This window comes from Candidatus Binatia bacterium, assembly GCA_036382395.1.
In the GTDB taxonomy this organism is placed as follows: Bacteria; Desulfobacterota; Binatia; order HRBIN30; family HRBIN30; genus JAGDMS01.
The window spans coordinates 1-6,449 of record DASVHW010000433.1 but is presented as its reverse complement, the minus strand read 5'-3'; the positions used below and the strand labels follow the sequence as shown (position 1 = coordinate 6,449).

Sequence of the window (6,449 nt, the reverse complement as noted above, 5' to 3'; positions counted from 1 at the left end):
TCGCGACCAGCGATGGCGGCAGCACGTGGAGCAGCCAGGACAGCGGCGTCAGCGATCCGTTGTACGCGGTGACCTTTGTCAGCCCGCAACTCGGTTGGGCGGTTGGCGACCGCGGCGGTATCCTGGCTACGCAAAACGGCGGATCATAGCCGTGGGGCGCGCTGGATGCACCCGCTAGCTTCGTTTCCTGAGCGCCGCCGTCAGCGCCGGCGAGAGTCGGGCGCAGGAGGCAGCGTCGATCGCCAGTTGTTCCGTGACTTGGGCAATGGTCTCACGCGTCTCTTCATGGGCGCGCGGGGCGAGAAACTTGCGCACCTCGGTGGCCGTGGGCTCAGGTGTGAGCTGGCCTAGGGCGCGGACGAGTCCCTGCAACAACATCGGATCCATCAACGTGATCAGCCGGTCCCATTGCGCCCGGACGAACGCCCATGCCGCCAGGCGCGAGGTCCGCCGCCCGAGCAGGCCGGCCAGAAGAGATGTCCGATCTTGCGCCCGGACCTCGGTGCTGAGGGCGAGGTTCAGTGTGCGCTGAATCAGCTCCGGCAGCTCGAACGCCGTGAGTGCCAGCAGAAAGCGCTGCTCTTCTTCCGGGTCGGTCGTGGCGCTGCGCTTCCGTTCGAGGTAGCGCTCGTAGAGCCCGTGGTCGCCATCACGGGCGGCCAGCCCGGTGACCACGGAAGCGAGATTGGGATCGAGTAAGGAGCGGTCGAGCAGGTACTGATCGAGCCACCGTCGCGCTTCGGTACGCACCGAGGTCGTGCGTGCGACGCCGCCCAATGCCGCGATGATGGCGGCACGCTTGAGGCGCTCATCGACGGGCTCGCCGGCGCGGGGTTCCCAACCGAGCGCCTCGAACTGCGGCCGGTAGTAATCGTCGACGAAGCGTTCGAAACGTGGCCGTATCTCATCGGCGACGACATGCGTGCTGAGCCAGCTCAGCTGGTCGGCGATGGTCGAAATGACGGCGCGGTCCGCCTCGGTGCGGTAGCCATCGAGGACAGTCAGGTATTGCTCGACAGAGACCATGCCCGCCTTGAGCAAGGCCCAGTGGTTGTCGACGAGCATCAAGCGCTCATGCGCACCGAGGGCTTCCTGTGCGCTCTCGAGTAGTGCCTGTAGCGACGCATCATCCATCGTGAAGCGGTAGAACCCGCTTGCCCCGCCATTGGGGAAAATCCAGCGCGCGCCGCGCACCGTGAGTTCGGCCGCCTCCGCGCCAAGCAGCTCACGGCGCTCGGCGGTGCCGCCGTTGGTGCCGAACTTGATGACCAGCGGCACCGGCCAGGCCTGCGGCCGGCGTCCTTCACGAACGTTGGGATCGGCGTAGAAGCGCTCTTGCCGGAGGCGTAAACGGAGGCCATCGCCCTCTCGCGAGGCCGTTACGTGCACCACCGGATGCCCGGGTTCCTTGATCCACGCGTTGGCGATGGCGGCCACGTCGCGTCCTGAGGCGGCGCTCAGCTCGCGCCAGAAATCGTCGGCAGTGGCGTTGCGTTCGCGGTAGCGTTCCAAATAACTTTGCACACCGGCGCGGAAGGCCGCCGCGCCCAGAAACCCTTCGATCATGCGGACCACGCCCGCGCCCTTCCAGTAGGTGATGACGTCGAAGCGCTCGGTGGCTTGCTTGGCGTTCCGCACCTCGAAGGAAATCGGATGTGTCGAGACCAACGCATCGAGGCCGAACGGCCGCGACAGCGTCGCCACGAAATCGCGCCACAAACCCCATTCCGGCATCAGATCGGCGGTGACCTGGTAGCCGACGAAGGTGGCGAACGACTCGTTGAGCCACAGATCATTCCACCATGCCATGGTCACCAGATCGCCCCACCACATGTGGGTGAGCTCGTGTGCGGCGGTGTAGAAGATTCCCTTCAAGGCGTGGGTTGAGGTGCGCTCCGGATCGGCGGCGATGGCGGTGAGACGGTAGGTGATGGCGCCCGGATTCTCCATGGCGCCGGCTTCGAAATCGGGGACGCCGATCGCATCCGCCTTGGTGTAGGCGTACGGGATGCCGGTGTAGTCCTCCAGATAGGCGAGCGAGCGCACGTGGGCGTCACGCGCGTACATGCCCTTGTCGGCGAGGCCGCGTGGCAGCCACACCCGAACCGGCACGCCGCTCGGGGTCGCAGCGACCGGCGTCGCCTCGAAAGGACCGACGCAGTACGCGACCAGGTAGGAAGAAATCGGCGGTGTTTCGGCGAAACGGATTTCGTTGCGCCCATCCGCGAGTGTTCGGCTGTCTTGCTGCGGTCCGTTGGAAATGGCGACGGTGCCTGGTGGGATCGTCAGCGTCAGTGCGAAGCGGGCCTTGAACTCCGGCTCGTCGAAGCACGGAAAGGCGCGGCGTGCGTCGGCGGCCTCGAACTGGGTGGCCGCGTACCGGTCACCGTCTTTCAGCGACCGGTAGAAGCCCCGGAGCCGCTCCAGGATCTCGCCGCTGAACTCGATCTCCAAAGTGGCGGGTCCGGCCGGGACGGGTTCCGCAAACCGCAAACTAGCGGTCTCCGCCTCGGGGTTGAAGTCGACAGCTGCCGCGCGCGTCGTGCCTGCCGCCACGACTCGCGCCGCGTCGATGCTGAAGCCAATCGCGTGCAGCACGATCTCCGCTCGGGGGCCGTGGACCGTCACCTCGATGCGTTCAGAGGCCGTGTAGCGCCAATTGTCGAGATCGACGTTGATGTGCAGGTCATACCGGGTCGGCATGACATCTTTGGAGAGACGGAAGTCGCGATCGTCCATAAATCCCATGATTACTGAAATGAGAGCGCCAGCGGAAGTGGGGCTGTTCTTACCCCGACGCCGTCGACCAGCTCAGGGCAGGCCTCTCCCGGAGGGCGAGGGAGAAGAAGACAGCGCCGCCCGCAAGCTGCCGTCGGAGAGCGAGCTGGAGAAGTCCAGGCGCAGCGGGGTGATGGCAATGGCGCCGCGCTCGACCACCTGCATGTCACCGTCTTCGTGGTCTTCGATCGCGGCCAGTGACTGGAAGCGATGCAGGTACCCGCCTTCCGGGCCGGGCACGAATAGCGGGCCGTAGCGCGACCGGGTGAGTCGGGATATCACGCGCGGCGTTGCGGCATCCACATCCGCCGGCATGTTGACCGAAAAGCAATCGACGTCGCTGGGAAAGCCGCGGGTCAGGATAGTCTCGCTGATCTCGCCGGCGATGTCTGCCGCGGCTGGCGGACGCGCGCCGAGCGCTTCGATGCGCCGGGCGCCGGTGAGCCCGTAGGCATCGTGGGGAATCGCCATGGAGAACGCTATCGACGGAATACCCGCGATCCACGCCTCCATGGCGCCGCCGACGGTGCCGCTGGAGAGCACAAAGGCGAGCCCGTAGTTCAGGCCGAGGTTGATCCCCGAGATGACGAAATCCGGCGGGGTATCAAAGAGCGTGTGCACGCCGAGACTGACGCAATCGGCAGGCGTGCCTTTGACGGCATGCATGGGTATTCCGTCACGGACGGTTGGGAGGACGTGAACCACATCGAAGCGCGTGATCGCTTTGCCGGTCCAACTGCGTTCCGCATCCGGTACCACCACCCGCACCGTCCCCAGGCGCTGCACGCGCTGCACCAGGGGCACCAGCATGGGCGAGTCGATACCGTCGTCGTTGGTGATCAGAATTGTTGGCATGCGCTCCGGGGGGCTTCAGGGGGAGAGGGAGAAAGGTCGCTGGCGCTCTCCGGTCTTACCCCGCCATCGTCAGGCCGCCGCTGACGCTCAGTACCTGTCCAGTGATGAAATCCGCGTCCGGAGAGGCGAAGAAGGCTACCGCCGCCGCCACCTCTTCCGGGCGGCCCATGCGCCGGAAGGGAATCGTCCGTGTGACGGCGTCGATGACCTTCTTCCCGTATTCGGGCTGCGTCACTTCTTTGATCAGCGCCGTGTCGGTGATGCCTGGGCAGATGACGTTGACGTTGATGTTGTACCGCGCCAGCTCACGGGCGAGCGTCTTGGCGAAGGAGATGATCCCGCCTTTGCATGCGGCATACACGGCTTCGCCGGTGCTGCCGACACGCGCAGAATCAGAGCTGATGCAGACGATTTTCCCGCCACCGGCGGCAATCATGCCGTCGAGCACCGCACGGCAGCAATGAATGGGACCCTTCAGATTGATGGCGATCAGCTTGTCCCACAGGTCGGGCGTATTCTTGATGAATGGCTCGATCCGATCCCAGCCGGCGTTGTTGACTAAGATATCGGTGCCGCCGTAGCGTTCTTGCGTCTGGCGCACGGCGGATTGCACGGCCGTGAAGTCGGAGATGTCCACCGGCAGTGCGAGCGCCTCGCCGCCGGCCGCGCGGATCATCTGTTCGGTGCCCTGCGCCGCTTCGATGTTGATGTCGGCAACGGCTACCCGTGCACCGTCGCTGGCGAGCCGGCACGCGGTCGCCCGGCCGATGCCGCTGCCGCCGCCGGTTATGAAAGCCGTCTTCCCGTGCAAGCGCTCCATGGCAGCACCATAACTGTGACCGTTACCACGGGCAACCGAATCCCGTTCGCAGCACCTCTGCTCCGGCTCCGTCAGCTACGCTCTGTCGCGTCTGCCGCCGCGGCGGCCGCACCGTTCTTGAAAATGTTCCGCGCAATGAAGCTTGGTTCGGCGTCGGCACGTGCGGCGAGCAGGTCGCTCTTCAGCTGCAGGGCTTCTTTGCCCAGGTTGTGGTCGCCGCCGTCTATGACCAGATCAACGAGGTGCAGTGCGAGCTGGATACTACCGGCCTGTTGGAGCGCACGGGCTCGCTTCAAGAGTTCCGGTGCACCGGCCAGTTCGACGACTTCCTTGGCGACGGCGCTGGTCGCTGCCGGGAACAGGTGCGACGGGTTGCCGTCGAACCATCCACTGTGGCGGCGCAGGATCCCGTGAACGATGAATGTCGGACAACCATAGATGGGCTGCAAGTACGGCTTGCTGGCCAAGTCCGGCGGCAAGGCGTTGACCTCAGCGAGGATCTGTTCCGTCCACATGCCCTGGTTGAGGCGGCGTACCACCTCGTGGTGCAACCAGCGGAGGGCTCGGGCGGTATCGAGGCAGGCATCGCGAACGGCATCGCTTCCGACGATGGCCGGTCCGTGGCCAGGGGCGAGGGCGAGCGGCTCACGAGCGGCGATGGCTTCGAGCCCCTCGGCCCATTCCACTTCGTACCGTTGCACCTTGAAGGGATTGCCGATGTTGGGGCACGACCACAGGAAGAGATCACCGGTGCATACCGTTCGCCGTTCGGGAATCCAGACCCAGGTGGCGTCGTCTGTTTCGCCCATGGCGTGGTGCAGGTAGAAGGTGAGCCCGCCCAGCCGCAACGCCATGCCGTCGCGGTACACGATGTCGGGGTAGTAGAACTGCTCGGGCACCACCACCTTGGCCTGCGGGGGAAGGGCAAATTGAATGCGGTTGATGTGGTCGTGCAGGCCGTCCAGCTCCAGATAGCGGTCGAACCGTTTCGGGACCAACTCGTGCCCCACAATCTGGGGTCGTGGACGGCCGCGCCGCTCCGCTTCTTCGAGCAGCGCCCAGACCCCGAAGGCATGATCGAAGTGGCCGTGGGTGTACACCACGTAGCGTATCGGCTGATCGGAGATGCGACGGATCTGCTCCAACAAACGCGCTCCCATCGGACGGACACAGGTGTCGACGATGACCAACCCGTCCGTAGTTTCGATGCAGGCCGAGTTGCCGAACGCCGAGATCAAATGAATGCCGTCGGCAATGCGCTCGGGTGTGTCGCGGAAATAATACAGTCCGTCCATTGCGGGTGTTGGCTCGGGCACAGGACCTCCAAATCGTGGATGCTCTTCTATTTCAGCGGATTCATATCCTCTCCTCATCCACGGGTGCAATGGTGGTCCGGGGGCCCTGGGGAAGTTTGCGGGAAGCGGCCAAACTGCTATGAAAGACAAGCATTTCGACTTTTGGGAGGACACCATGCGAACGGCAGTATTATCGGCGCTGACACTCATCACCATGTTCGTGACCGGAGAGGCACGAGCGGAAGGGAAGAATCCAATGGTACTGATGTCGACATCAGTCGGTGACATCAAGATCGAACTCTACGAAGACAAGGCACCGGTGACGGTGAAGAACTTCCTCGGGTACGTGAACGACAAGTTCTACGACGGGACCATCTTTCATCGGGTGATCCCGAATTTCATGATCCAGGGCGGCGGTTTCGACAAGGACATGAAGCAGAAGCCGGCCAAGGCGCCGATCAAGAACGAGGCCGGCAACGGCTTGAAGAACGTGACCGGTACGCTGGCGATGGCGCGCACGGGCGTGGTGGACAGCGCCACAGGGCAGTTCTTCATCAACGTGAAGGACAACGACTCCCTCAATCACCGTGACGAGGCGGCGGGGTTCGGTTACGCTGTGTTCGGGAAAGTGGTCGAGGGGATGGACGTGGTGCAAAAGATCGAACACGTGCAAACGGCGAGGAAGGGCGGCTTTGACGACG

At 64.2% G+C, this 6,449-nt stretch carries 5 protein-coding genes; 1 reads left to right on the top strand and 4 read right to left on the bottom strand.

Features of this window, described 5'->3' with window-relative positions; all coding sequences use genetic code 11:
* Positions 1 to 174: 174 nt before the first annotated feature.
* From VF515_21525 to VF515_21510, 4 genes are all read right to left on the bottom strand, one after another.
* Positions 175 to 2,739 carry a M1 family aminopeptidase gene (locus VF515_21525; GenBank protein ID HEX7410210.1) on the bottom strand — a complete coding sequence of 855 codons (2,565 nt, stop codon included), beginning with the start codon at positions 2,737 to 2,739 and terminating at the stop codon, positions 175 to 177.
* Positions 2,740 to 2,811: 72 nt separating this feature from the next.
* A complete protein-coding gene (gene surE / locus VF515_21520) occupies positions 2,812 to 3,633 on the bottom strand; it encodes a 5'/3'-nucleotidase SurE (protein HEX7410209.1) in 822 nt (273 codons plus the stop codon).
* 55 nt (positions 3,634 to 3,688) lie between these two features.
* Positions 3,689 to 4,453, bottom strand: a complete 765-nt coding sequence (locus tag VF515_21515) for a glucose 1-dehydrogenase (protein ID HEX7410208.1) — start codon at positions 4,451 to 4,453, stop codon at positions 3,689 to 3,691.
* Positions 4,454 to 4,524: 71 nt separating this feature from the next.
* A complete protein-coding gene (locus VF515_21510; GenBank protein HEX7410207.1) occupies positions 4,525 to 5,748 on the bottom strand; it encodes an alkyl sulfatase dimerization domain-containing protein in 1,224 nt (407 codons plus the stop codon).
* Between the two features lie 214 nt (positions 5,749 to 5,962).
* Between VF515_21510 and VF515_21505 the strand changes: the two genes are divergently transcribed.
* On the top strand, positions 5,963 to 6,449 hold a 487-nt coding region (locus VF515_21505), incomplete at its 3' end, for a peptidylprolyl isomerase (GenBank protein ID HEX7410206.1).

What these genes read in the sequence shown, in the direction of transcription:
- VF515_21525 (HEX7410210.1), bottom strand. Translation starts at nt 2,739, where the DNA reads ATGGACGATCGCGACTTCCGTCTCTCCAAAGATGTCATGCCGACCCGG.
- surE (HEX7410209.1), bottom strand. Translation starts at nt 3,633, where the DNA reads ATGCCAACAATTCTGATCACCAACGACGACGGTATCGACTCGCCCATG.
- VF515_21515 (HEX7410208.1), bottom strand. Translation starts at nt 4,453, where the DNA reads ATGGAGCGCTTGCACGGGAAGACGGCTTTCATAACCGGCGGCGGCAGC.
- VF515_21510 (HEX7410207.1), bottom strand. Translation starts at nt 5,748, where the DNA reads ATGGACGGACTGTATTATTTCCGCGACACACCCGAGCGCATTGCCGAC.